Source organism: Nocardioides dongkuii, from assembly GCF_014127485.1.
GTDB classification, from domain to species: domain Bacteria; phylum Actinomycetota; class Actinomycetes; order Propionibacteriales; family Nocardioidaceae; genus Nocardioides; species Nocardioides dongkuii.
Map to the genome: position 1 here is coordinate 942,942 of NZ_CP059903.1, position 23,152 is coordinate 966,093.

The window sequence follows — 23,152 nt, forward strand, 5'->3', positions numbered from 1 at the left end:
ACCGCGGCCCCCCGCCGTCCTCGGACGTACGCCGCGGCTGACCGACGTACCGGGTCAGGGCCGCCGGCCGACCGGCTGGACGTGCACGTCGACGGGATAGGTGGGCCGGTCCGGCCACACGCGCGGCACCACGTCGCGGTCGATGCCGTGGGCGAAGCGCCGTACGGGCAGCCCGGCGGCCCGTGCCTCCCGCTCGCTCCGGGTGTCCCAGCCGATCACCGCCATCGGTCGGCCGTCGTGGTCCACGACCCAGGTCTCCACCGCGTGGCGCAGGTTGACGAGGTCCGGCACCCACCGGACCTGCGCGACGGCGGCGATCGTGTGCGCGGGGAACGTGGCGACGACCCGCCGCCCCCGCCGTACCTCGAGGACCCCGTCCCGGACAGCCACCGAGGCGGGGCGGACGAGGTCGGCCACTGACCATCCGACGGGGAGGGGCGGCACGCTGTCGAGGTCGTCCCCGTGGAGGAAGTTGGTCAGCCGGTTGGCGGTCTCGAAGGCGGTGGCGGGCGGGCCGACAGGCGCCGTGTCCGGCCCGGTGCCCGCGCCGACCGGCTGCCAGTGGCCGGGGATCTCGGAGCGCAGCACCTTCTCGACCTCGTCGAGGTCGTCCGCGAGCCCCGGGCGCTGGGCGAACAGGAACCAGCCGGCCAGGACGAGGACCGCTCCCATCAGGAGGGCAGGGAGACCGTCGCGCGGCGTGAGGCAGACGAGCAGCACGCCGCCGCCGATGAGGAGGTGGCCCATCCCCTGCCCCTTCGTCGCGACGGTGACGAGCACCTGGTCGCCCTCCATCAGGGTCGCCGTCCCGAGCGTCATCAGCATGGCGCTGCCGGCGAACCCGGAGCCGGCGTACTCCTTGACCACGAACGTCGTCGCGTTCTTCCGCCGGAAGGTGCGGTTCGCGCCCAGGGGCCACGGCATCGCGCCGTCGACCTTGTTGTCGAACGCCCGGAGCCGTGCTGTCTCGGCCTCGGGGACCGTGACGACGTACTCGCGCTTCACGGGACGACAGTGTGCCCGAGGGTCCTGGCGCGGGACGGGGAACGGGGCGGCGGCCGAGGTCGGCCGCCGCCCCGTGGCGGTGTGGATCGATCAGCGGCGCTTGCGCACCACCTTCAGCGTCGCCGTGTCGCGGGACGCAGCGACCGTGTCGCTGCCGAGGTAGCGGACGACGAGCTTGTGCTTGCCGACGCCGAGCTTCTTCAGCTTCACCACGCCGCGGCCGGCCTTGGTGAGGGTGACCGAGCCGAGCGTGCGGCCCCTGGTGGTGGAGACCTTCACCTTGCCGGTGGGCACGGTCGTGCCGGCGGCGACGGCGACCCGGACCTTGGCGCGCTGACCCTGCTTGATCCGGTCCCGCACCAGGTCGGCGAGCGTCACGCTGATGGCGTCCGTCGGCTCCTCGGTCGGCTGGTCGCACGTCTCGGCGGTGTCGGGGTCGGCGAGCGGGGTGCAGGCGAAGGCGGTCGGGTTGATCTCCTCCGGCGACTTCCACACGTCCGCCGCGGCCTCGTAGTCGGCGGCGAAGCCGATCAGGCTTTCCTCGGTGTACGCCGTGCCGAGGAAGGTGATCGCCACGGGGCGTCGGTTGGCGGGGGTGTAGCCGGCCGGGAGCGTGATCGAGGGGTAGCCGGCGCGCGCGCCGATGCCCGTCGTACCCGCGCTGCTGACGATCGCCTCGATGTTGTTCTGCTCCAGCACCGCGTCGATGCCGGCGCGGGTCTCGGTGATGCCCTGGGCACGGGCGGACTCGTACGCCGTGGCGGTGGCGGGGTCGGACAGGTTGACCGCCTCGGAGTCGGTCAGCAGCGTCTGGCCGAACTTGAGTGCCACGCCGGCGTGCGCCTTGTTGTACTCGATGATCTCGGCGAGCGACTTCCTCGGCGCGTTCGCGGGCAGCCGCGAGAGGTAGGCGTTCAGGTCGCGCTTGAACTCGTAGGTGAGGATGCCGGGCGCGGTGGTGTTGGTCGGCGCGTTGACCTGGACCAGCTCGGCGCCCTGGGCCCGGAGCACGTCGAGCGCGGCGAGGTAGGTCTCGTTGGTGGAGGTCAGGTAGCCCAGCCGCACGCCGTCGAGGGCGTCCGCGTCGATGCTCGCGGTGTAGTCGACGTCGTCGAAGGTCGCCGAGATGCCGTCCTGGGTGGCCGGGTCCTCGGGGTCGGCGCCGGTCGTGAGGCCGGTGAGGATCGCGGCCGCGTCGTACACCGAGCGGGTCATCGGCCCGGCGGTGTCCTGGGACGCCGAGATCGGGATGACGCCGGTCCGGCTGATCAGCCCGACGGTCGGCTTGATGCCGACCAGCGAGTTGGCGTTGGCCGGGCTGAGGATCGAGCCGGAGGTCTCGGTGCCGACGGTGCCCGCGGCCATCGCCGTGGACGCGGCCACGCCGGACCCGGCGCTCGACCCGCTCGGCGTCTGCGAGAGGTCGTAGGCGTTGAGCACCTGGCCGCCGAGCGAGCTGTAGCCGGAGGGCATGCCGCTGGTCATGTAGTTGGCGAACTCGGTGAGGTTGAGCTTGCCGAGGACGATCGCCCCGGCCTCCTCGAGCGACGCGGTCAGCGGCGCGTCGGCGGCGGGGTAGGAGTTGGCGAGCGCCACGTTGCCGGCCGTCGTGGGCATCCCGGCCACGTCGATGTTGTCCTTGAGCAGGATCGGGATGCCGAAGAGCGGGCCGTCCGCCTTGCCGGCCGCGCGGGCCTTGTCGGCGGCCTCGGCCTGGGCGAGGGCGGTGCTCGAGAGCTGGCGTACGGCGTTCAGGCGGGGGCCGTCGTAGTTGATCGCGTCGATGCGGGCCAGGTAGGCCTTGACCAGGTCGACCGAGGTGAACGTGCCCGCGGTGAGCCCGGCCTGAAGGTCCTCGATGCTCGCCGTGGCGAGGTCGAGGCCACCGGGCAGGGTCTTGGGGGAGACGCTGCTGGGGGCGGCGGCGACCGCCGTGGGTGCGAGCAGCGCGCTGGTCGTGAGCGACGCGGCGACGGCGGCGGAGCCGACGACGCGGACGAGGCGGGAGCGCGACCGGGACCGGCGCGCGGAGGAGAGCGACATGGTGTCCTTCGGGGGGAGGGAGCTGGCGGCGCCCCTGCGGCGGCCGCAGGGGGATCAGAACCCGGGCATGTTTCGCGTAGGTCACCTGGTGCTGGGCCCTGAGTCGCCGGGGGCGGATCGACCGCGGTGCCCCGGAGGTCGGGGGCCTGGCTGACCCGGTATCCGGAGACTCTTCGGTCGTCGGTGTCGCTGACCGCGAATCAACCGTTACCTACTGTTGACACAGGACGGCGTCGGCCACCTCCTTGCTCCGCGCAGCGCGCACGCAGGCGGCGACGAGCCGGGGGAGGTCCGGCGGCGCCACGAGGTCGGCGAGCTCGGCCGGTGCAGTGGGCAGGCCGACGCGCTCGGCGCCCTTCGCGGCGAGCCGGTCGACGTACGGTGCGACGTCGGGCCAGACGCCCTGCACCTCGCGGAGGAAGATCGCCGCGCCCACCGGTCCGATGCCCGTGAACTGCTGCAGCCCCTTCTCGAGCTCGCGGACGCCGTCGCACTCCGCGTGCAGCTCCCGCAGGTCGCCGCCGTACCTGTCCGTCACGACGGCGGCGAGCTCGCCGAGCTGCGTGGCGGTCCGCTCGTCGTAGCGCCGGTAGCCGCCGCGACCGAGCGCCGCGACCCGCTGGTGCCGGGTGGTCGCCCGGGTGCCGTGGGGAGTGCTGCAGCCGGCGCCGAACAGCTCGCGCGCGGTCGTCACGGCCACCTCCGAGCGGATCCGCGCCGAGAGCAGCAGGGTCAGCACCAGCAGCTGCCACAGCGGCGCCGGCTCGTCGGCCAGCTTGATGCCGGCGTCCTCGGCGTACGTCGTGCCGTGCTGGTCCAGCAGCGCGCGGACCACTTTCTCTCCCATGGTCCCTGGGTACCCGCGGTTGTCCACAGGTCCACGACAGCCCCTGTCGGGCGGGTCGTCGCCGGGATTGCCTGGACCCATGAGCCCCACTCCCGGATTCCGCCGTGGCCGGCGGATCAGCGACCTGATGACCCGCGACTACGAGACCTTCGTCGACAGCGCGTTCGCGGCGGAGCGTGCCGGCGACGCCGAGACCGCGCTGGCCTACCACCGCGGCGTCCCGATGTTCCAGCGCAGCGCCCACGGCGTCGTGCTCACCCAGCTCGCCGGGCTCGCCGACGAGATGACGCCCTGGATGTGGGCGCGGTGGGCGGCGTACCAGTGCACCCGGGCGGAGGACCGCGGCACCGGGTCGGGCGAGATCACGCGCGCCGCGCTCGACTACGTGGTGCTCATGTTCCACCGCGACCTGCTCCAGCAGGCGTACGACGAGGGCGACGACCCGGTGCGGCTGACCGGCAGGATCATGGGGATGAGCTGGCCCTACCACCAGCTGTGCACCTACGAGCTGGGTGGCCTCGAGGAGTTCCTGGACACCCTGGCGAGGGGGCGGCTCGCCGAGGAGTGCGGCCTGGCCTGGGACTGGGTCGACGCCACGATGGGCGGCTACCGGCTCGAGCGGACCGATGGCGGCCTGGTGGCACACGACCCCGTCACCGGCGCACGCACTGAACTGCTCGACCTTGGTGCGGCGCTGTACGCCGGCCCGAGCGGCTGGGTGATCGGGCGGCTCGTGCCCAGCGGGGGGAGCCCGGCGCTGATGTTCGACAGCCGCCCGCTGCCGGTCGACGAGCAGACCGCGACCGCGTGCGCCGCTGACCCCTCTCGGGGCGCCTGGATCACGGCGCTCGAGCGCGCGCTGTCCGAGGGGCGGGTGGACCCGTCGGTCCTGATGTCGGAGGACCGCGAGCTGGTCACCGACGTGCCCAGCCTGGAGCTGGTCCATCGCGGCACCGCCCCGTCCGCCCTGGCCGCGACGCTGGACCAGCTCGCCCGCGGTCGCGACGAGATCGGCCGGGCGGCGTACCGCATCCTGCGCGACGCGGTCGACGGCTCGCTCGGCGGCGACGACCAGGCGCCGTACGTCGCGGCCGCCGTGGTCAACCCGCACGCGTACGCCGAGGCGCAGCGCCGCCTCGTCGGCCCGGGACGCCGCGCCGCTTGGATCCGATGGGCCGAGCTCGCGCCCGACCCGGCCGCCGGACGGCTCGCCTCGCTCGCCGAGCGCAGCCACGCTGTCTCCGCGTGAGGACCGGTGAGGTGTGTACCTTGTGTGTATGGCACGCCTGAACGTCTACGTCCCCGACGAGCTGGCGGCAGCAGCCCGCGACGCAGGCCTGAACGTCTCGGCGCTGACCCAGCAGGCACTCTCGGATGCGCTCTCGCGGGCGGCCACGGACTCGTGGCTCGCGCGGATCGATCGCCCGGTATCGGCCGCCACCCACGCTGCCGTGGCGGCAGCACTGGACGCAGCCCGGGACGAGCTCGGTGCCTGAGGGGACGACGTCCGGTGCGGTCGTCGACGCCTCGGCCCTCGTGGATCTCCTGGCGGGGACGGAGCTGGCCGGAGCGGTACGAGCGCGCCTCGCCGGCCTGGTGCTCCACGCGCCGGCCCACCTGGACGTGGAGTGCCTGTCGGCGCTGGGACGCCTGCATCGCGCAGAACTCCTGACGAGTGCCCAGGTCTCGACGGCGCTGTCCGACCTGGCCGAGGCGCCCCTCCTGCGGCATCCCCTCCCGCCGCTGCTGGCCGGCGCGTGGTCTCGCAGGGAGAACCTCCGGTTGGCGGACTCCCTGTACGTCGAGCTCGCCGAGCATCTCGGCCTCCCGGTGGTCACCACCGACGCTCGGCTGGCGCGTGGCGCTGCCCGGGTCGCGCTGATCGGCTGAGTCGACGGGTTGTCCACAGGCGGGCTTCGGACCGGTGTCGGTTGTCGGCGAGCGGTGCCACCGTGGGTCCATGGACGAGACGCGACACCCGTGGTGGATGGTCACCGCCGTCTTCGACCCGGACGGCGGTGGCTCCGACTTCGCCTACACCGAGGGCCTGGCGCGCGAGGGTAGGCCCGAGCTGCACATCTGGGGGAGGCCGTCGCTCGGCGATGACCCGGGCGAGGACTGGTGCTTCAGCCAGCGGGACGCGTGCCGGATCCTGAACCAGGCGGCCTGGCGGCTCCTCGACGGCGAGCTCGCCGCGGGCGACAGCTGGGAGGCGTCGTACGACGAAGGCTTCGTGACGGCGCGCTTCACCGTCGGCGAGCCGGTCGCCGCCGATGCCGTCGACGCGTGGGGTGCCGACGATGCGCCGGTGCTGCCGATCGCATGGGAGCTCGTCCGGCCACCCCTGGGGCCGCCACGACCGCTGTCGCGCGAGGCGCAGAAGCAAGCGGTCGAGGAGTACGACGACATCGTCGCCGGGCTCGTTCCGGCGATCGTGGTACCGCCGGGCTGGGAGCTCCCTCGTGCCCCGTCCTGGGATCCCGGACAGGTCTACGGACCCCGCACCCCGCTCGTGCTGGCGCGGGCCGCGCAGATCTGGCAGGCGGGTTCCGAGGCCCTCGAGAGCATCCTGGACAGGGCGCTCGTGGTGGCCGGGCACGTCGGGGTCGGGTACGCCGCGGCGGTCGCTCGGGCAGCAGGTCGTGAGCCGGGTCGGGTGCCGGCACTGGATCGGTTGGAGCGGGCGGTCGAGTCCGTCCTCGGGCCGGCGGACGCCTCACCCGAGCACGCCCTCCTGGTGGGCGCCGTGACGACCGCGCTGGTGGTCGAGGCCACGGCGGACCTCCTGCCGGACCGGGTGGTGACGCTCGGCCAGGGCGTCGTGCGGACGGCGCTCACCTGGCGCCCCCTCGCCCCGGACGGGCGGTGGGCCTGCTCCGACGCGGTGGCGCAGGCCGTGGTGACCCTCCTGAGCAGCACCTCGGGCGATGACCTCCTCGACGCGGCCCGCACGTGGTCGACCCACGACGAGGGGGAGTCGCGATGGCCGGTGCTGGCGACGCTGTGGACGAGCGCTGCCTTCGGCCCGGAGGTCGCCGTGCAGGACGCGACGAGTCCGTCGAGGCGAGGCAGGGTGCCGTCGCCGGAGGTCCGTGTGCGGGCGCTGCAGGCTTCCGCCCTGATCCAGGACTGGGTCAACGACCTGGCCACCCTGCTGTGCCATCGTCCCGTCTTCCACCCCCGGGTGGTCGACACGTTCCTGGAGTGCAGCCGCCGGGTGCCGGGGCTGGCTGCGCTGCTCGACCAGCCGCTCACCCACGGGGGAGGGACGTGAGGTCGGACTGTCCACAGGACTCGAACTGGTGTTCGAGAATTGTCGGAGGTGGCGCCTAGCATTTCGGGTATGGCAGAAGGTTCGGTCCTCGAGCACCCTGTGCGGCGTTGCACCCGGGCGATCGGCGCCGCGCTGGACGAGGTCTCCGACGTCGATCCGGCGTTCCTGCCGGCAGCCGACCGGGCCGAGCTGATGGTGGAACTGACGCGGGAGGCGAGTCGGCTTCGGGGCTTGGCGTTGCGGTTGGTGGGGGTCTCCGACGACGTCGCGGCCGAGGATGGCGCCCGGTCGGCGGCCAGCTGGTTGGCGCACCGGACGAGGAGCAGCCAGCAGAGCGCACGCGCGGACGGCCGGTTGGCGGAGGCGTTGGAGCAGCGTTGGCGAGTCGTCCAGGCCGGGGTGCTCTCGGGGTCGGTGCACCTGGAGCAGGCCGAGGCGATCGTCCGGTCCCTCGACGGCCTCCCCGCGGACGTGCCGCCCGACGTACGGGCACGAGCGGAGGCGCTCCTGGTCGAGCAGGCCGCGGACTTCGGTCCGCGTGAGCTGCGGGTGCTGGGTTGCAGGGTGCTGGAGATCGTGGATCCGGAGGCGTTCGAGGGCGAGGAGCGCCGTCGGCTGGAGGACGAGGACCGCCGTGCGAAGGAGACCACGTCGTTGTCGTTCCGGAAGCGCGGTGACGGCACGACCGAGCTCCGTGCCCGGGTCTCGGACTCGGTGGCGGCGCGGCTGCGCACCTACCTGGAGGCGATCGACGCCCCCCGACGCCGGCACCTGGACCCGCTCCAGCCGGTGACCGACGAGGCGACTGGGGAACGGCTGCCTTATCGGCGACGGCTCGCGATGGCGTTCGCCACCCTGCTGGAGGCAGTCCCGGCGAGCTCCCTGCCGCGGCACGGCGGGTCGGCGACCACGATGGTGTTCACCCTCGATCACGACAAGCTCACGGCCGGTCTCGCGACGGCCGGGCTGCTGGACGGCGACCGGGTCTCCGCCTCGGAGGCGTTGCGGCTGGCGTGCAACGCCTCCATCGTGCCGATGGTGCTGGGTGGGCAGGGGCAGCCCTTGCACCTGGGCCGCTCGCGACGGTTGTTCAGCGAGGCCCAGCGACTGGCGATGGCTGTGCGGGACGGCGGCTGCCGCGGCGATGGCTGCTCGGTCCCGGCTGCCTGGTGCGAGGCCCACCACCTGGGGCGTCCCTGGTGCCAGGGCGGGAGGACGGACCTCGAGGACGGGGTCCTGCTCTGCTCGTTCCACCACCACTGCGCCCACGACCCGGACTACGACCTACGCACCCTGGCCTCCGGCGACATCCGGTTCCACCGACGACGGTAGGCCGACACGGAAGAGCTGAGTCAGGGACGACCTGTCGCCGTCGGGTAGCCCAGCCATGCCCAGCGGCCCCGAGAACGGGGGAAGCCGTCCCGCCTCCAGGACGTTGCCCCGGGGTGAGGCTCTCCCTGCTCGACCGCTCCCGCACCCGCGCCGGCCACCCCGACGCGGCCGCGCTGACGCACACGATCGAGCGGGCGGTGGATGCCGAGCGGCTGGGCTACTCCCGGTTCTGGGTGGCCGAGCACCACGGCGTGCCCGGCGTGGCGTCCGGGGCCCCGGCGGTGCTCCTGGCGGCGATCGGCGCGCGGACCACCTCCATCCGGATCGGGTCGGGCGGGGTGATGCTCCCCAACCACCAGCCCTTGGTCGTGGCCGAGCAGTTCCTGATGCTGGCCGGTCTGCATCCGGGTCGCGTGGACCTCGGCGTCGGGCGCTCGGTCGGCTTCACCGAGCCCGTACGTCGAGCGTTGCGCCGCTCGGCCGAGGAGCCGGACACCTTCGGCGACGACCTCGTCGAGCTGCGGGGCTACCTGGACCGCACTGCGCCGGTGACCGCCCGGCCGGCGCTCGACGAGGTGGTCCCGGTCTTCGTGCTGGCCACGGGTCGGGGTCTCCGGGTCGCCGCCGAGCTCGGGTGTCCGGTGGTCCTCGGTGGCCCCGTGCTCGACCAGCCGGAGCTGCCCGACCTGCTGGCGGCGTACCGCCGCGACTTCCGGCCGCACCGCGACAGCCGTCCGCACGTCACCGTCTCGCTCGACGTGCTGGTCGCCGACACCGACGCGGAGGCGCGCGAGCTGGCGCTGCCCGAGGTGTGGGCCATGGTCCGCTCCCGCCGGACCGGTGTCTTCGGAGCCCTGGAGCCGGTCGCCGCCATCCACGACCAGCCCCGGGACGCCCGCACCGCGGACCGGGTCCGGCAGGGTCTCGACGGGGTGGCCGCCGGGAGCGCGAGCACGGTACGACGCCGGCTGGAAGAGCTCGCCGACCTGACCGGAGCCGAGGAGCTGCTGGCCACCGGGTCGACGTACGACAGGTCGGCGCTGGCGGCCTCCGACGCGGCGCTGGCGGCGCTGCTCGCCTGACGGACCAGGGGTGTCCGACCGGACACAAGCGCCGACTCGCGTAGGACGACTCCTCAGGACCGGTGCCGTCCGACCGATGCTCCGCGTGTCACGGATGACGCAGGACGGAGCAGGAGCCCATGTCTGGATTGTCGATCGACGAGGTCGGGCGACGGCAGCGCGCCCTCGCCCAGCGCCTGGAGGCCTTCGGGCACTGGGACCGGGACACCGCGGGCACCCGGATCACGGCGCGAGCGCTCGCCGACCTGCCGCGCGGCTGGACGGTCCAGCACGACGTCCGGCTCGATGCCGGGGTGGCCGACCACGTCGTGGTGGGGCCCGGTGGCGTCTTCGTCGTCACGACCCGGAGCTGGTCCGGGCGGGTGAACGTCGTGGACGGCGTGCTGCGCCAGGCGGGCAACGTGCGCGGCGTGCACGTCCCGATCGACACGGCGGCCGCGGTGGCGGACCTGCTCGACGGCAAGGCGGCCCAGCAGGTGCACGCGGTGCTCTGCGTCGCCCGGGACGGAGAGGTCGCCGGGGCCGCGCAGGGGGTGCTCGTCTGCTCCGCCGGCACCATCCGGCGGCTGCTGCTGACCCGTCCCACGGTGCTGTCCCGCCGGCAGGTGCGGGCCGTGCTCCGCGACCTCGCAGCCCCGGACCGCGGGTCCGCCGCGTCGGTCGTGCTCCAGGCGTCGAGCGGCCCGGCGGCCTAGCGCACGACGTACGTCGTGACGACCACCACTTGGCAAAAGGTTTGGCGTCCGAGCGGGGGTGTGTGACCGTGTACGGGCGTCGTCGGGCATCCGGCCCGGTCGGCGCCCGCACGATACCGACCTGGAACGCGCCGAGGCCCGTCACGTCGCCAGGTGGCCACCGACACGAGGAAGCAGAGACGGGCACGGGAGTCCCACGTAGCACGCCCCTCACCGTCAGGTGCGGGGCTCGGGGTGAAGTCGAGCAGCGCTCGGCCGGGCACGGCGTCCGAATCCGACAGGACCACTTCCGCAGGCGATCGCCGAGGAACCATCGTGACCATCGCCAGCACCGGCGCGCCGTGGCGCGCCCGCCTTCTCCGCGGAACCCTGACCTCCGTCCTCGCCCTCGGTCTCGCCGTCGGCGTGAGCCCGCTCTCGCCGGCCGCCGAGGCCGCCGAGCGCGTGAAGCACCACGAGGGCCGCAAGGTCGAGCAGATGACCCTCAAGCGTCTCCCGTCCCCGTCCCGGGGAGCGAAGGTCATGGCGGCCGTCCGTCGCCAGGCCGGGGACCCCTACGTGTGGGGCGGCTCCGGGCCGAACCGGTTCGACTGCTCCGGCCTCACCCAGTACGTCTACCGGACCGCCGCCGGCGAGCAGCTGCCGCACTCCAGCAGCGGGCAGGTGGGCCGCACCAAGCGGATCTCCCGTGCCGCCGCGCGCCCCGGCGACCTGGTGTTCTTCCACAACGGCGGCGGCGTCTACCACGTCGCGATCTTCGCCGGCGGCAACCAGATCTGGCACGCGCCCGGCTCCGGCAAGCGGGTCACCCGCGCCGCGATCTGGACCTCCTCGCACTTCTTCGGCCGGGTCCGCTGACGCAGCGGGAGTCCTAGTCCAGACCGCTGGGATCCGCGGGCACGTCGACGGCGTGCTCGCGGAGCAGCTCGATCGGCACCAGCTCGAGCGCGCGGTAGTTCGTCGCCGCCAGCAGCACCGGCGCGGCGGCCCCGGCGCGGTAGGACTGCAGCCAGCGCCCGGCGACCACGCACCACGGGTCGCCCGGGTGCAGGCCGGGGAAGGCGTACTCGGGTCGTGGCGTCGTCAGGTCGTTGCCCACCGACCGCTGGTGGTCGAGGAACTCCTGGGTGACGATCGAGCAGATCGCGTGCAGCCCGACGTCGTCGGGCCCGCACGCACAGCTCCCGTCGCGGTAGAACCCGGTCAGCGGGTCGGTGCCGCAGGGCTCCAGGGCCCCGCCCAGGACGTTGCGCTCGGTCACGGTCCGAGGATAGGGGCCGTTCCGGGTGCAAGATGGGTCTCCCGGAACCGTCTCGGAAGGACCCAGGACCGATGCGACACCTCCGCACCCTCGCCACCGCCCCCGCCGTCGCCCTCGCGGTGACCCTCTCCCTCACGGCGTACGCGCCCGCCGCGGACGCCCTCGCCCCGCCGCCGGAGCGCACCGTCACCGACCCGGCCGACCCCGGCGCGTCGTACGACGTGCGGTCGATGACGCTGCGGGCGGCGACGGGCCCGAACGCCCGCGCCTCCGTCGTCGTCCGGCACGCCCGAGCGGTGCGCACCGGCGACGCGATCGACCTCTGGTTCGACCTGCGCGGCGACCGCCGGCCCGACGTCTACCTTTCCGGCGTCTCGTTCTCGGAGTACGCCGCCTACCGCGTGCGCGGGTTCCGCAAGTCGGGCCGGGACATCACCGACCGCGGCTGCTTCGCGCTGAAGATGCGCGAGCGCCGCTCGGTGGTCCGCTTCGACCCCGACTGCCTCGGCAGGTCCGCCGCGTTCGCGGTCTCGGTGCGGTCCTTCCGCATCGGCGAGGGCGGCGCGGGCTCCGACTTCGTGCCCGGCAGGAGGCAGCTGAGCGGCCGCGTGGCGTCCACGGCGACGGCTCGCGGCTGACCGGTCCCCGGCCGGGCGCGCCCAGGAGTGGCCCAGGACTGTGGGACGTCGGTGCGCTGGGCGATGATGGTCGCTGCAGTTTCCAGCGCACGTCGACCGAGGGGGAGGAGAGCCGCATGTCCGACCAGCCCGCTGATCCCGGATCCGCCCGCGTCCCGCTGCTCGCCGAGCTCGACGAGGACGCGCTGCACCTCTCCTTCGACCCCGGCACGGTGACCCGCGGCCGCGGGTACGTCGCCGAGGGCCGGGTCGGCCGGATCACCTCGATCGTCGACGACCCGGACCGCATCGAGCTGATGGCCGACGTCGAGGGCAGCGCGGGCCTCCCGTACGACGTGGCGGCGGTCGTCACCCGCAAGGGCCGCTCGGTGGTCGTCGACGGCGACTGCACCTGCCCCGTCGGCGAGAACTGCAAGCACGCCGTCGCCCTCGTGCTCGCCGCCCGCGACCGGCTCGGCGGCGGGCCGCCCAGCGCCTGGGTCGAGCGGCTCGACCGCCTCCTCGGCGAGCTCGGCGACGACTCGTCCGCGCGGCCCCTGAAGCCGCTCGCCCTCGAGCTGACCGTCGACCACCCCGACGCCGACGGGGCCGGCAGCCGGCGCGCCCCGTCCTGGCAGGACCGCGCCGAGCGGCCCACCGTCCGGGTGCGCCCCGTGGCCAAGGGCGTCCGCGGCCAGTGGGTACGCCGCGGCGTGGGCTGGGACGACCTGCACCGCGCGGCGTTCTCCGGCACCTACGACCCCGACCACCTCGCCGTCCTCACCGAGCTCGCCGCGGCCCGGCGCTCGCCGCACTTCTACGCCGGCGAGACGCCGCTCGACGACCTCGGGTCCGGCGTCTGGGCGATGCTCGAGCGCGCCCGGTCCGCCGGGGTGGAGCTCATCGGCGGCGACGAGGTGCGCACGGTCTCGGTGCTGAGCGAGCCGGTGACCCTGCGGGTCGAGGTGCGCGGCGCCGAGGACGGTACGGCGCGGGTCGAGGTCGGCGTCCAGCACGACGACCGGTGGTGGACCGGTGCGCAGCTGGTCGTGATCGGCAAGCAGGGCCACGGGGTCGCGCTGGTCGACGCCGAGGCCGGTGCCGTGCTCCTCGCCCCGCTCGACCGGCTGGTGCCGCCGGCGGTGCGTCGCCTGGTCGAGTCGCCCGACCCGCTGCTCATCCCGGAGTCCGAGGCCGACCGGTTCGTCCGCGACTTCCTGCCCCGCCTGCGCCGGCACCTGCCGGTCGGGTCGCGCGACGGCGTCGTCGCGATCCCCGAGGAGCGGCCGCCCGCCCTGGTGCTCAGCGTCGGCTGGCGCGGCCCGGGCGTGGCCGAGACGACCTGGAGCTGGCGCTACCAGCTCGGCGCGCAGGAGGAGCGGCACGAGCTCGGCACCACCGGTGGGGCGCTGCGCCGGCCCGACCGCGAGCGCGCCCACCTCGCGCGCCTCGACCTCGGTGCCGTCGGCGACGAGATGCTGCGCGGCGACGACGGCGGCCTGCGTCGCCACACCGAGCTGCGCGGCGACCGGCTGCTGGCGCTGGTCGGCGAGGTGCTGCCCCGGCTGCGCGCCGACCCGCTCGTCGAGGTCGAGGAGCGCGGGGTCCAGCCCGACTACCGCCCGGCCGAGGACGACCCCGAGATCCGTTTCGAGGTCGCCGAGGAGGGCGCGGCGGCGGGGGAGGGCCCCGTCGACTGGCTCGACCTGCGGGTCGTGATCAGCGTCGACGGCGAGGAGGTCCCGCTGACCTTCGTGCTCGAGGCGCTCACCCTCGACCGCGACCAGCTGTTCCTGCCCAGCGGCCGCTACCTGCCCGCCGACCACCCGGCCCTGGCCCGGCTGGCCGACGCGGTGCGCGCCGCCCGCGAGCTGGCCGAGGGTGACGACGGCGACGGCCTCCGGATCGGCACCCGCGACCTCGGCCTGTGGGGCGAGCTCGCCGACATCGGGCTCGTCGACTCCCAGGCCGCGCGCTGGGTCGAGGCCGCGCAGGCGCTGCGCGGGCTCACCGAGCTCCCGGCCATCGACCCGATCGGCACGCCCAGCGAGCTGCGCGACTACCAGCTCGAGGGGTTCCGCTGGCTGGCGTTCCTCCACGACGCGGGGCTCGGCGGGATCCTCGCCGACGACATGGGCCTCGGCAAGACGCTGCAGGCGCTCGCGCTGGTCGCGCACGCCCGCAGCCGCGGCGCGGGCCCGTTCCTCGTCGTGGCGCCGACCAGCGTCGTCCCCGGCTGGGTGCGCGAGGCCGCGCAGCACACCCCGGGCCTGCAGGTCCGGGCGGTGACCGCCGGCCAGCGCCGTCGCGGCGCCAGCGTCGCCGAGCTGGCCGAGGACGCCGACATCGTGGTCACGTCGTACACCCTGCTGCGGCTCGAGGCCGACGAGTACGCCGCGCGCCCGTGGGGCGGGCTGATCCTCGACGAGGCCCAGCAGGTCAAGAACCATCAGGGCAAGACCTACCAGGCCGTCCGCCGCGTCGACGCGCCGTTCCGGGTCGCGCTCACCGGCACCCCGTTCGAGAACCGGCTGATGGAGCTCTGGTCGCTGCTCTCGATCGTCGCGCCCGGCCTCTACCCGTGGCCGCGCAAGTTCGCCGAGCTGGTCGCCACCCCGGTCGAGAGGCAGGGCGACGAGGGGGCGCTGCGCCGGTTCCGCACCCGCATCCGGCCCTTCCTCCTCCGCCGCACCAAGGAGCTGGTCGCCGCCGACCTGCCGCCCAAGCAGGAGCAGGTGCTCGACGTGGCCCTCGGGCCGCGGCACCGCCGGGTGTACGACGTCCACCTGCAGCGCGAGCGGCAGCACATCCTCGGGCTGGTCGGCGACTTCAACGCCAACCGGGTCGCGATCTTCTCCTCGCTCACCAAGCTGCGCCAGCTCAGCCTCGACCCGGCGCTGGTCGACCCCGAGCACGACGCGGTCGGGTCGGCGAAGATCGACGTCCTCGTCGAGCACCTCCAGGAGCTCGCCGCGGAGGGGCACCGGGCCCTGGTTTTCAGCCAGTTCACGAGCTTCCTCGCCCGGGTGCGGAAGCGGCTGGACGAGGAGGGCATCGCGCACGCCTACCTCGACGGCCGCACCCGTGACCGCGACGCCGCGATCTCGGAGTTCCGCGACGGCACGGCCCCGGCGTTCCTGATCAGCCTCAAGGCGGGCGGCGTCGGCCTCAACCTCACCGAGGCGACGTACGTCTTCGTGCTCGACCCGTGGTGGAACCCCGCCGCCGAGGCGCAGGCCGTCGACCGTGCCCACCGGATCGGCCAGGAGCAGCCGGTGATGGTCTACCGGTTGGTCGCGACCGACACCATCGAGGAGAAGGTGATGGAGCTGAAGTCCCGCAAGGCCGCGCTCTTCGCCCAGGTCGTCGACGGCGACGGCGCGATGTCGACGGCGGTCACCGCCGACGACGTCCGGGCGCTGCTCGGGGAGTGATCCGGCAGCGCCGCGCGCGCCGCGTGTTTTGCCATACCCCCCCGTTCATCGGAGGGCCGGACAGGGCACTGTAAGGCCATGACGACCAGCACCATGGGCGCCCCGGCCAGCGCACCGGCGAGCGCACCTGCAGACGCAGCGGACATTCCGGCGACGACCTCCGCCCCGAGCGGCCCGGGCGGACTGACCCCCGAGGAGATCGAGCTGCTCGGCCAGGAGCTCGACGCCATCCGCCAGCAGGTGCTCGACGACCGCGGCGAGCGGGACGCGGCGTACATCCGTCGGCTGGTCAAGGTGCAGCGCGGTCTCGAGCTCGGCGGCCGGGTGGTGCTGCTGGCGAGCCGCAACCGGAAGGCGTGGGTGCTGGGCACGGCCGCGCTCAGCCTGGCCAAGATCCTCGACAACATGGAGATCGGCCACAACGTCCTGCACGGGCAGTGGGACTGGATGCGCGACCCCAAGATCCACTCCACGACCTGGCAGTGGGACCACGCCTCGCCGCCGGAGCAGTGGCAGCGCGCGCACAACCAGGTGCACCACACCTACACGAACATCATCGGCAAGGACAACGACCTCGGCTACGGCATCATGCGCGTCGACGAGGGGCAGGAGTGGGAGCCGCGCTACCTGGTCCAGCCGATCTGGAACTTCTTCACCGCCTGCATCTTCGAGCAGGGCATCGCGATGTACGACCTCGACTTCGGCGAGCACCTGCGCGACAAGCGGAAGATGTCGCCGGAGAAGAAGGCCGAGGCGATGACGACGCTGAAGCGGATCCTGCGCCAGGGGGCGAAGGACTACGTCGTCTGGCCGCTGCTGTCGGGCCGTGCCTGGCGCTCGACGATGAAGGCGGACGCCACCGCCAACCTGGTCCGCAACCTGTGGAGCCACTCGATCATCATGTGCGGGCACTTCCCCGAGGGGGTCGAGGCCTTCGAGCTCGACGAGCTCGACGAGAACGAGTCGCGCGGCGAGTGGTACGTCCGCCAGATGCTCGGCTCGGCCAACATCTCCGGCTCGCCGCTCCTGCACCTGCTGGCCGGCAACCTCTCGCACCAGATCGAGCACCACATGTTCCCCGACCTGCCCAGCAACCGGTACGCCGAGGTCGCGCCGCGGGTGCGCGAGGTCTTCGACAAGTTCGGCCTCAACTACTGCTCGCGCCCGCTCGTCCAGCAGGTCGGCAGCGCCTGGCACAAGGTGGTCCGGCTCTCGCTGCCCAACGGCTGGCTCGCGGAGACCAACCGGCGCAACCTGGTGCCGCAGCTGCGCAAGCTGGCGGCGCGTCCCGCCTGACGCCGCCGGACGTCATACGAGTCGGCGCCAATCGCCGCCAGCTCGTATGACGTCCCGGGCGGTCACCCCGGCTGGGCGATGTTGACCAGCCAGGTCACGCCGAACCGGTCGGCGCACTGACCGAACACGTCGCCCCAGACCTGCTTCTCGAGCGGCACGTGCACCTCGCCGCCGTCGGCGAGCCGGTCGAACCAGCCGCGCAGCTCGGTCTCGTCGTCGCCGCTGAGGCTGAGGTTGCTGGTGTTGCCGCGGACCAGCTCCTCGCCGGGCATGCCGTCGGAGGCCATCAGGGTCAGGCTCGGGGCGGTCAGCTGGCCGTGCATGACCTGCGCGGCCTGGTCGCCGTCCATGCCCATCTCGCCGTAGGTCATCACGTCCAGGTCGCCGCCGAAGACGGACCGGTAGAAGTCCAGTGCCTCCCGGGCGGTGCCGGGGAAGTGCAGGTAGGGGTTGAGCAGGGTGGGCATGGCTCCTCCTGGGTCGCGGGTGTGCCCGGACTGACTCCCGGCCGGCCCGGAACTCATCGGCGTCCCGCGGACTGTCGGCACCCGCGACTATCGTTCCGTCCTGCCGGATCCAGTCCAGCCGACCCCCGAGGAGGTACGCCGTGCAGCTCGCCGCCGCCGCAGCCCTGGGCCGTGCGCTCCTCGACGAGCACGGGCTCCAGGACTGGTCGCTGGTCTTCGACCGCGCCAAGCGTCGCGCCGGGATCTGCCGCTCCGAGCGCCGCGAGATCGGCCTCAGCGCGCCGCTGACCGAGCTGCACGACGAGGCCGACGTGCGCGACACCCTGCTCCACGAGATCGCCCACGCCCTGGTGGGCGTCCGGCACGGCCACGACGCCGTCTGGCGGGCGACCGCGCGGCGGATCGGCTGCTCGGGCGAGCGGTGCGTGCGGCCGGACGCACCGGAGCTGACGGGTGCCTGGGTCGGCACCTGCACGGCCGGTCACCAGGTGACCCGGCACCGGCGCCCCGACCGGCCGGCGGCCTGCCGGCGGTGCGGCCCGGCGTTCGACCTGGCCCACCTCCTCACCTGGACCCACCACGGCCGCACCGTCGCGATGTCGGCGCGCTACGAGGCGCAGCTGCGCCGGCTCCGCGAGCGGGCGGAGACGATGCCCGCCGGCATCCCGGGCAGCCGGCCGGTCGTCGTGCTGCGGCCGGGGGAGCGGGCCCGGGTGATCGCCGTGGGGCGCTACCACGGCGCGGTCGGCGCGGTGGTCAAGCGCGGCCGCACCCGCTACCACCTCCGCACCCCCGAGGGGGTGCTCACGGTGCCCTTCGAGCTGGTCGAGCGCGCGACCTGAGGCGACCCTGAGGGTCGGCCGGAGTCGACCCTGAGCCGACCCTGGGACCGACGAAAGTCGGATGCGGTGAGCGTCGTTGCTCCTTACCGTGGTGGGTGTCCCACCGCCCTCGGAGGTCCTGATGAGGCCGCAGCCCGTACGCCGCCGCCGGTTCTGGCACGCGCTCAGCGACGAGGAGAAGCAGCAGCGCCTGGCCGAGATCCGCCGTCGCCACCAGGAGGAGATCGAGCGCGAGGCGCGGCGCCTGCGCGACCGCTGACCCGACGCCCCGCCGAGCCCGCGGAGCGGGTGGCGCCGCCCGCCGTCCCGCCCGGATCACCCACGACGTAGGTTCGTCATGTGGCCGACTCCGACTATTGCGAGATGTGTGAGCTCCCGTTCAGCCAGTGCGTGCACGGCCGGCCCGAACCGGTGCCGCCGCCGAAGCCGCCGCCGGCCCCTCGTACGTCGCGCGCCAAGGCGACCCCGAGGGTCAAGGTGCAGCCCCGGGTGCCCGGCACCCCCGCGACCCGGGCGGCGCCCGTCCGGTCGACCGCGCCCCGCAAGTGGACGTCGCCCGAGGAGCTGCGCCCGCACGTGCTGGCGACGCTCCAGGAGGCCGGCGGCGAGCTCGACGTCGACGACGTCTTCACGCGTCTCGAGGAGCGGGTCGGCGACCTGCTCCGTCCCGGTGACCACGAGAGCAACCCGCAGGGCGAGCTGCGCTGGCGGGCGGCGGCGCGGAAGGCGCGCAAGGCGCTGATGGACGAGGGCTACCTCACCGCGGCCGCACCCGGCGTGTGGCGGCTGACCGAGTCCGGCCTGCACGCCGACGTCACGCCCGAACCCTGATCTCCCGGCCCAGGCTGGCGCCCTGCCGCAGGTCGAGCTCGTCGCCGGACCAGAACCGCCCGGGGTCGTAGTAGTTCGTCGGCGGCCAGTCGGCGAGCAGCCCCATCGCGGTGTACGCCGCGGCCACCACCTCCGCGCAGTACGTCGTCTCCGCCGCCGCCACGAGGTGCGCGCGGCCGCGCAGCCAGCGGCCCGCCAGCGCGGCGGTCGGCGGGAACGGGGTCCCGTCGAGGCGGGCGACCGTGCGCAGCGCGGCGTCCTCCATCGCGGGGGTGACCGCGCCGTCGAGCTGGCGCAGCCACGCGCGCTGCTCGTAGCGGCCGGTCCACTGCTGCACCGCCTCGCGCAGGTCGTGCAGCTGCGCGCCGCGGTGGTGGGTGCCCGCCCACACGTCGAGCAGGCCCTTGCCCAGCTCGGCGTGCCAGATCAGCGGCGGCAGGTCGTCGAGCACGATCGCCATGCCGACGTGGTTGACGGGCGCGTTGGTCAGCATCCGGATAGCGTGGTCCGCGGCGGAGCGGCCGCGGAACAACCACAGGTCGCCGGTGCGGGTGAGGTCCACGGCCTCGTCCAAGGACAGGTCGGTCACGGGAAGGGGCTCCTCGGTGCGGCTGTGGAAGGTGCTCGGGATCGCAGGGGTGGCCGGCGTGGCCGCCACCGGCGCCATCATGGCGCGTGACCAGCGCCGGCGTGCGCAGGTGACGCCGGACGAGGTGCGCGCCAAGTTGCACGAGCGGCTGCGGGAGCCGGAGCGACGCTGATTGTGACGTGCGGCACGGGGTAGGGGATCAGCACCCCACCTCGGGCCCCTCTGGGAGGTACGCCGTGTCCGCACGCCCGCTCACCGCCACCCTGACCGCGGCGCTCACCACCGCGCTCACCACCGCGCTCGCCCTGGGGGTCGCCGCGGCCGGCGTACCCGCCGCCCAGGCCGACCCGTCCCGCCAGCCGCCGCCGCCCGCGGGGCCGGGGGAGAAGTCCACCTGGACCGAGGCCGACAAGACCGGCTTCGGGACCGCGCGCACCCGCCGCAGCCGGGTGTGGTTCACGCTCCAGGGCGGGCGGATGAGCGAGGTGTTCTACCCCGACCTGTCCACGCCCAGCGTCCGCGCGCTCGAGCTGGTGGTCACCGACGGCGCGACGTTCACCGACCGGTCCCGCGACATGACCCACGAGGTCACCCGGCCCGAGGAGGGCAGCCTGCGGTTCACCCAGGTCAGCGAGGCGCGGTCCGGGGCCTACCGGGTCACCCAGCAGGTGGTCACCGACCCGCGCCGCAGCACGGTCGCGATCGACGTGCGCCTGGAGTCGCTCGACGGCACCCCGCTCGCGCTCTACGTGCTGCACGACCCGGCGCTGGCCAACACCGGCATGGACGACCGGGCCCGCTCGACCGGGGATGGCGCGCTGGTGTCCGTGGACCGCAGGGCACGAGTCGCCGCGGCGCTGGTGGCGGAGCCGCGCTTCGACGCGACGAGCAACGGCTACCACCGCACCACCGACGGGTGGCGCGACCTGCGCCGCGACCACGACCTCGACGACCGGCGCCGGAGGCTGGCGGAGCCGGGCAACGTCGTGCAGACCGGCCGGGTCGCCGGCGTCACCGGCCTGCCCGGCGCGCAGGACGCCAGCCTGAGCCTCGGGTTCGGGCGCACCGCCGCCTCGGCCCTGGGCGCCGCGAGGGCGACGCGGAGGGCCGGCTGGCAGGCCACCGCCGACTCCTACGACGCGGGCTGGGCCGGCTACCTCGACTCGCTGAGGGAGGTGCCGGCGTCCGCGGCGGCCGTGCGCCGGCAGTACCTCGCCTCGGCGCTCGTCGTCGCCGCGGCGGAGGACAAGCGGCACCGCGGCGCGATCGTCGCCTCGCCGTCCGCGCCGTGGGTGTGGGGCGACGAGGTGAAGGACCTCTCCAGCCCCTCCGGCGCCTACCACCTGGTCTGGTCGCGGGACGCCTACCAGTTCGGCACCGCGCTCTGGGCGGTCGGCGACCGGGCCGCCGCCCGCCGGGTCGTGGACTGGCTCTTCGAGGTCCAGCAGCGCGCGGACGGGTCGTTCCCGCAGAACTCCGACGTGGCCGGGCGGCCGGTCTGGTCCGAGCTGCAGCTCGACGAGGTCGCGCTCCCGATCGTGCTCGCGCACCTGACCGGGCGCGACGGCCCGCGCACCTGGCGCGGGGTGCGCAAGGCGGCCCGCTTCCTGGTCCGGTTCCGCGACGAGGAGACCGGGCGGCGCGCGCCGTACTCCCCGCAGGAGCGCTGGGAGAACCAGTCCGGCTACTCGCCCGGCTCGATCGCGGCGCAGGTCAACGGCCTGGTCAGCGCCGCCGCGATCGCCCGCGAGAACGGCGCCGGGCGGCTGGCCCGGAGCTGGCTGCGCACCGCCGACCGGTGGCAGGCGCGGGTCAAGGACTGGACGGTCACCCGCACCGGGCCGCTGGCGGACGGGCCGTACTTCCTGCGCGTCACCAAGGACGGCCGGCCCGACCGCGGCACCCGCTACCCGATGGGCGACGGCGGGCCGAGGAGCGTCGACCAGCGCCGGGTCGTGGACCCCAGCTTCCTCGACCTGGTGCGCTTCGGCGTGCTCGCGCCGCGCGACCGTGCCGTACGCCGCACCCTCGGCGTCGTCGACGACGAGCTGCTCGTCTCGACGCCGAACGGACCGTTCTGGCGCCGCTTCTCCTTCGACGGGTACGGCGAGACCCGGTCCGGCGGGCAGTGGGAGATCACCGAGCCCGGCACGGGCACCACGCTCGGGCGCGCCTGGCCGCTGCTCACCGGCGAGCGGGGCGAGTACGCCGTGGCCGCGGGCCGCGACGCGTCGACCCACCTCGCGGCGATGGCGGCCGCCGCCGGACCCAGCGACATGATCTCCGAGCAGGTCTGGGACGGTCGCCCGCCGACCGGCGAGGGCTGCTGCCCCGAGGGCGAGGGCACCCGCGCGGCGACGCCGCTGGTGTGGTCGCACTCCGGCCTGGTCCGGCTCGCCTGGACGATCGAGCGCGGAACCCCGGTGGACCTCCAGCGGATCGTCGCGCGGCGCTACCTCGGCTGATCGGTCGGACCCCGCGGCCCCGGTTGGGGTACCTCCCTGCAGGATGGACGTCGTCGACGAACGGAGACACACCATGGACAGCAGGAAGCTCGGCCGCACCGGCCGGGACGTGTCGGTCATCGGGCTCGGCACCTGGCAGCTCGGCGCCGACTGGGGCGAGGTCACCGAGGCCGACGCGACCGCGGTCCTCGAGGCGAGCGTCGAGTCCGGCGTCACCGTCTTCGACACCGCCGACGTCTACGGCGACGGCCGCAGCGAGCAGGTGATCGGGAAGTTCCTGCGCAGCCACGACGGCATCACGGTCGCCACCAAGATGGGCCGCCGGATGGACCAGGTCTCGGAGAACTACGTGCTGGACAACTTCCGCGCGTGGACCGACCGCTCCCGCAAGAACCTCGGCGTCGACACCCTCGACCTGGTGCAGCTGCACTGCCCGCCGAGCGCGACGATCGACGCCGACGCGACGTACGACGCCCTCGACGCGCTCGTCGAGGACGGCGCGATCGCGGCGTACGGCGTGAGCGTCGAGACCGCCGACCAGGCGCTCAGCGCGATCGCCCGCCCGCACGTCGCCAGCGTCCAGATCATCCTCAACGCGTTCCGGCTCAAGCCGCTCGACCGGGTGCTGCCCGCCGCCCGGGAGGCCGGCGTCGGCATCATCGCGCGGGTGCCGCTGGCCTCCGGCCTGCTGAGCGGCAAGTACGACGAGCAGACCACGTTCGCCGCCGACGACCACCGCACCTACAACCGCGACGGCAGCGCGTTCGACGTCGGCGAGACGTTCTCGGGCGTCGACTTCGCCACGGGCGTCGCGGCGGCGCGGGAGTTCACGAAGCTGGCCGGCCAGTACGGCCCCGCGGGCGCGACCCCCGCGCAGGTGGCGCTCGCCTGGGTGGCCCAGCTCGACGGCGTCAGCACCGTCATCCCGGGCGCCCGCAACCCCGACCAGGCGCGCGCCAACGCCGCCGCGGGCAGCCTGCCCGCCCTCGCGCCCGAGCTCCAGGACGGGGTGCGGAAGCTCTACGACACCTACTTCCGCGAGGCCGTCCACGACCGTTGGTAGGACCGTTCC

23 protein-coding genes are annotated in these 23,152 nt (G+C 74.1%); 17 read left to right on the top strand and 6 right to left on the bottom strand.

The annotated features are described in order from the left end of the window. Positions 1–54 precede the first annotated feature (54 nt). From H4O22_RS04485 to H4O22_RS04495, 3 genes are all read right to left on the bottom strand, one after another. Complete coding sequence (locus tag H4O22_RS04485) at positions 55–1,005, bottom strand: hypothetical protein (RefSeq protein WP_182525862.1); 951 nt, start codon at positions 1,003–1,005, stop codon at positions 55–57. A gap of 90 nt (positions 1,006–1,095) precedes the next feature. Continuing rightward, positions 1,096–3,048, bottom strand: coding sequence for an amidase family protein (locus tag H4O22_RS04490; protein ID WP_182525863.1), 1,953 nt, complete (start codon positions 3,046–3,048; stop codon positions 1,096–1,098). 211 nt (positions 3,049–3,259) lie between these two features. Further along, a complete protein-coding gene (locus H4O22_RS04495) occupies positions 3,260–3,895 on the bottom strand; it encodes an HhH-GDP family DNA glycosylase (RefSeq protein ID WP_182525864.1) in 636 nt (211 codons plus the stop codon). Positions 3,896–3,974: 79 nt separating this feature from the next. On the opposite strand from H4O22_RS04495, the gene H4O22_RS04500 reads away from it, so the two are divergent. The 8 genes from H4O22_RS04500 to H4O22_RS04535 all read left to right on the top strand — a co-directional run bounded on the left by H4O22_RS04500 (position 3,975) and on the right by H4O22_RS04535 (position 11,136). Further along, positions 3,975–5,144, top strand: coding sequence for a hypothetical protein (locus H4O22_RS04500; RefSeq protein WP_182525865.1), 1,170 nt, complete (start codon positions 3,975–3,977; stop codon positions 5,142–5,144). 28 nt (positions 5,145–5,172) lie between these two features. Then, positions 5,173–5,391, top strand: a complete 219-nt coding sequence (locus H4O22_RS04505) for a type II toxin-antitoxin system CcdA family antitoxin (RefSeq protein WP_182525866.1) — start codon at positions 5,173–5,175, stop codon at positions 5,389–5,391. Next, positions 5,384–5,785, top strand: coding sequence for a type II toxin-antitoxin system VapC family toxin (locus H4O22_RS04510; RefSeq protein ID WP_182527263.1), 402 nt, complete (start codon positions 5,384–5,386; stop codon positions 5,783–5,785). The genes H4O22_RS04505 and H4O22_RS04510 overlap by 8 nt, the downstream gene beginning before the upstream one ends. A 70-nt stretch (positions 5,786–5,855) precedes the next feature. After that, entirely contained in the window at positions 5,856–7,169 is a 1,314-nt protein-coding gene (locus H4O22_RS04515) for a hypothetical protein (RefSeq protein ID WP_182525867.1), read from the top strand. Positions 7,170–7,238: 69 nt separating this feature from the next. Further along, on the top strand, positions 7,239–8,501 hold the full coding sequence (locus H4O22_RS04520; RefSeq protein ID WP_182525868.1) for an HNH endonuclease signature motif containing protein: 1,263 nt from the start codon (positions 7,239–7,241) through the stop codon (positions 8,499–8,501). Between the two features lie 113 nt (positions 8,502–8,614). Next, the gene (locus tag H4O22_RS04525) at positions 8,615–9,583 is read left to right on the top strand and encodes an MsnO8 family LLM class oxidoreductase (protein WP_182525869.1); all 969 of its coding nucleotides are present in this window, start codon (positions 8,615–8,617) and stop codon (positions 9,581–9,583) included. A 119-nt stretch (positions 9,584–9,702) separates the two neighbouring features. After that, positions 9,703–10,278, top strand: coding sequence for an NERD domain-containing protein (locus H4O22_RS04530; RefSeq protein ID WP_182525870.1), 576 nt, complete (start codon positions 9,703–9,705; stop codon positions 10,276–10,278). A 315-nt stretch (positions 10,279–10,593) separates the two neighbouring features. Further along, complete coding sequence (locus H4O22_RS04535) at positions 10,594–11,136, top strand: C40 family peptidase (RefSeq protein ID WP_182525871.1); 543 nt, start codon at positions 10,594–10,596, stop codon at positions 11,134–11,136. Between the two features lie 13 nt (positions 11,137–11,149). On the opposite strand, the gene H4O22_RS04540 is transcribed toward H4O22_RS04535, so the two are convergent. Next, positions 11,150–11,539: a DUF2237 family protein gene (locus H4O22_RS04540; protein ID WP_182525872.1), complete on the bottom strand. Its 390-nt coding sequence runs from the start codon at positions 11,537–11,539 to the stop codon at positions 11,150–11,152. A 71-nt stretch (positions 11,540–11,610) separates the two neighbouring features. Between H4O22_RS04540 and H4O22_RS04545 the strand changes: the two genes are divergently transcribed. The 3 genes from H4O22_RS04545 to H4O22_RS04555 all read left to right on the top strand — a co-directional run bounded on the left by H4O22_RS04545 (position 11,611) and on the right by H4O22_RS04555 (position 16,886). Continuing rightward, the gene (locus H4O22_RS04545; RefSeq protein WP_182525873.1) at positions 11,611–12,177 is read left to right on the top strand and encodes a hypothetical protein; all 567 of its coding nucleotides are present in this window, start codon (positions 11,611–11,613) and stop codon (positions 12,175–12,177) included. Between the two features lie 116 nt (positions 12,178–12,293). Then, positions 12,294–15,590, top strand: coding sequence for a DEAD/DEAH box helicase (locus H4O22_RS04550; RefSeq protein ID WP_182525874.1), 3,297 nt, complete (start codon positions 12,294–12,296; stop codon positions 15,588–15,590). 78 nt (positions 15,591–15,668) lie between these two features. After that, the gene (locus H4O22_RS04555; RefSeq protein ID WP_227466560.1) at positions 15,669–16,886 is read left to right on the top strand and encodes a fatty acid desaturase family protein; all 1,218 of its coding nucleotides are present in this window, start codon (positions 15,669–15,671) and stop codon (positions 16,884–16,886) included. 62 nt (positions 16,887–16,948) lie between these two features. Here the strand turns inward: H4O22_RS04555 and H4O22_RS04560 are convergent, their stop codons facing one another. Then, positions 16,949–17,353, bottom strand: a complete 405-nt coding sequence (locus tag H4O22_RS04560; RefSeq protein WP_182525875.1) for a VOC family protein — start codon at positions 17,351–17,353, stop codon at positions 16,949–16,951. A 140-nt stretch (positions 17,354–17,493) separates the two neighbouring features. Between H4O22_RS04560 and H4O22_RS04565 the strand changes: the two genes are divergently transcribed. The 3 genes from H4O22_RS04565 (at position 17,494) to H4O22_RS04575 (ending at position 19,026) form a co-directional block, all read left to right on the top strand. Beyond that, on the top strand, positions 17,494–18,195 hold the full coding sequence (locus tag H4O22_RS04565; protein WP_182525876.1) for a SprT-like domain-containing protein: 702 nt from the start codon (positions 17,494–17,496) through the stop codon (positions 18,193–18,195). 121 nt (positions 18,196–18,316) lie between these two features. Continuing rightward, complete coding sequence (locus H4O22_RS04570; protein WP_182525877.1) at positions 18,317–18,454, top strand: hypothetical protein; 138 nt, start codon at positions 18,317–18,319, stop codon at positions 18,452–18,454. A 104-nt stretch (positions 18,455–18,558) separates the two neighbouring features. Beyond that, a complete protein-coding gene (locus H4O22_RS04575) occupies positions 18,559–19,026 on the top strand; it encodes a hypothetical protein (RefSeq protein ID WP_182525878.1) in 468 nt (155 codons plus the stop codon). Here H4O22_RS04575 and H4O22_RS04580 read toward each other — a convergent pair. Next, positions 19,010–19,615, bottom strand: coding sequence for a hypothetical protein (locus H4O22_RS04580; protein ID WP_182525879.1), 606 nt, complete (start codon positions 19,613–19,615; stop codon positions 19,010–19,012). The genes H4O22_RS04575 and H4O22_RS04580 overlap by 17 nt on opposite strands. A 16-nt stretch (positions 19,616–19,631) precedes the next feature. Here H4O22_RS04580 and H4O22_RS04585 point away from each other — a divergent pair, with 16 nt between their 5' ends. The 3 genes from H4O22_RS04585 (at position 19,632) to H4O22_RS04595 (ending at position 23,143) form a co-directional block, all read left to right on the top strand. Beyond that, positions 19,632–19,787 carry a hypothetical protein gene (locus H4O22_RS04585; protein ID WP_182525880.1) on the top strand — a complete coding sequence of 52 codons (156 nt, stop codon included), beginning with the start codon at positions 19,632–19,634 and terminating at the stop codon, positions 19,785–19,787. A 64-nt stretch (positions 19,788–19,851) separates the two neighbouring features. Continuing rightward, entirely contained in the window at positions 19,852–22,080 is a 2,229-nt protein-coding gene (locus H4O22_RS04590) for a glycoside hydrolase family 15 protein (RefSeq protein ID WP_182525881.1), read from the top strand. 73 nt (positions 22,081–22,153) lie between these two features. Beyond that, positions 22,154–23,143, top strand: a complete 990-nt coding sequence (locus H4O22_RS04595; RefSeq protein ID WP_182525882.1) for an aldo/keto reductase — start codon at positions 22,154–22,156, stop codon at positions 23,141–23,143. Positions 23,144–23,152: the final 9 nt, after the last annotated feature.

Bases quoted from the DNA above. Each gene is read 5' to 3' on its own strand.
- H4O22_RS04595 (WP_182525882.1), top strand. From the start codon at position 22,154: ATGGACAGCAGGAAGCTCGGCCGCACCGGCCGGGACGTGTCGGTCATC.
- H4O22_RS04520 (WP_182525868.1), top strand. From the start codon at position 7,239: ATGGCAGAAGGTTCGGTCCTCGAGCACCCTGTGCGGCGTTGCACCCGG.
- H4O22_RS04505 (WP_182525866.1), top strand. From the start codon at position 5,173: ATGGCACGCCTGAACGTCTACGTCCCCGACGAGCTGGCGGCAGCAGCC.
- H4O22_RS04545 (WP_182525873.1), top strand. From the start codon at position 11,611: ATGCGACACCTCCGCACCCTCGCCACCGCCCCCGCCGTCGCCCTCGCG.
- H4O22_RS04560 (WP_182525875.1), bottom strand. From the start codon at position 17,353: ATGCCCACCCTGCTCAACCCCTACCTGCACTTCCCCGGCACCGCCCGG.
- H4O22_RS04555 (WP_227466560.1), top strand. From the start codon at position 15,669: ATGACGACCAGCACCATGGGCGCCCCGGCCAGCGCACCGGCGAGCGCA.
- H4O22_RS04570 (WP_182525877.1), top strand. From the start codon at position 18,317: ATGAGGCCGCAGCCCGTACGCCGCCGCCGGTTCTGGCACGCGCTCAGC.
- H4O22_RS04490 (WP_182525863.1), bottom strand. From the start codon at position 3,048: ATGTCGCTCTCCTCCGCGCGCCGGTCCCGGTCGCGCTCCCGCCTCGTC.
- H4O22_RS04515 (WP_182525867.1), top strand. From the start codon at position 5,856: ATGGACGAGACGCGACACCCGTGGTGGATGGTCACCGCCGTCTTCGAC.
- H4O22_RS04500 (WP_182525865.1), top strand. From the start codon at position 3,975: ATGAGCCCCACTCCCGGATTCCGCCGTGGCCGGCGGATCAGCGACCTG.
- H4O22_RS04550 (WP_182525874.1), top strand. From the start codon at position 12,294: ATGTCCGACCAGCCCGCTGATCCCGGATCCGCCCGCGTCCCGCTGCTC.
- H4O22_RS04575 (WP_182525878.1), top strand. From the start codon at position 18,559: ATGTGTGAGCTCCCGTTCAGCCAGTGCGTGCACGGCCGGCCCGAACCG.
- H4O22_RS04495 (WP_182525864.1), bottom strand. From the start codon at position 3,895: ATGGGAGAGAAAGTGGTCCGCGCGCTGCTGGACCAGCACGGCACGACG.
- H4O22_RS04530 (WP_182525870.1), top strand. From the start codon at position 9,703: ATGTCTGGATTGTCGATCGACGAGGTCGGGCGACGGCAGCGCGCCCTC.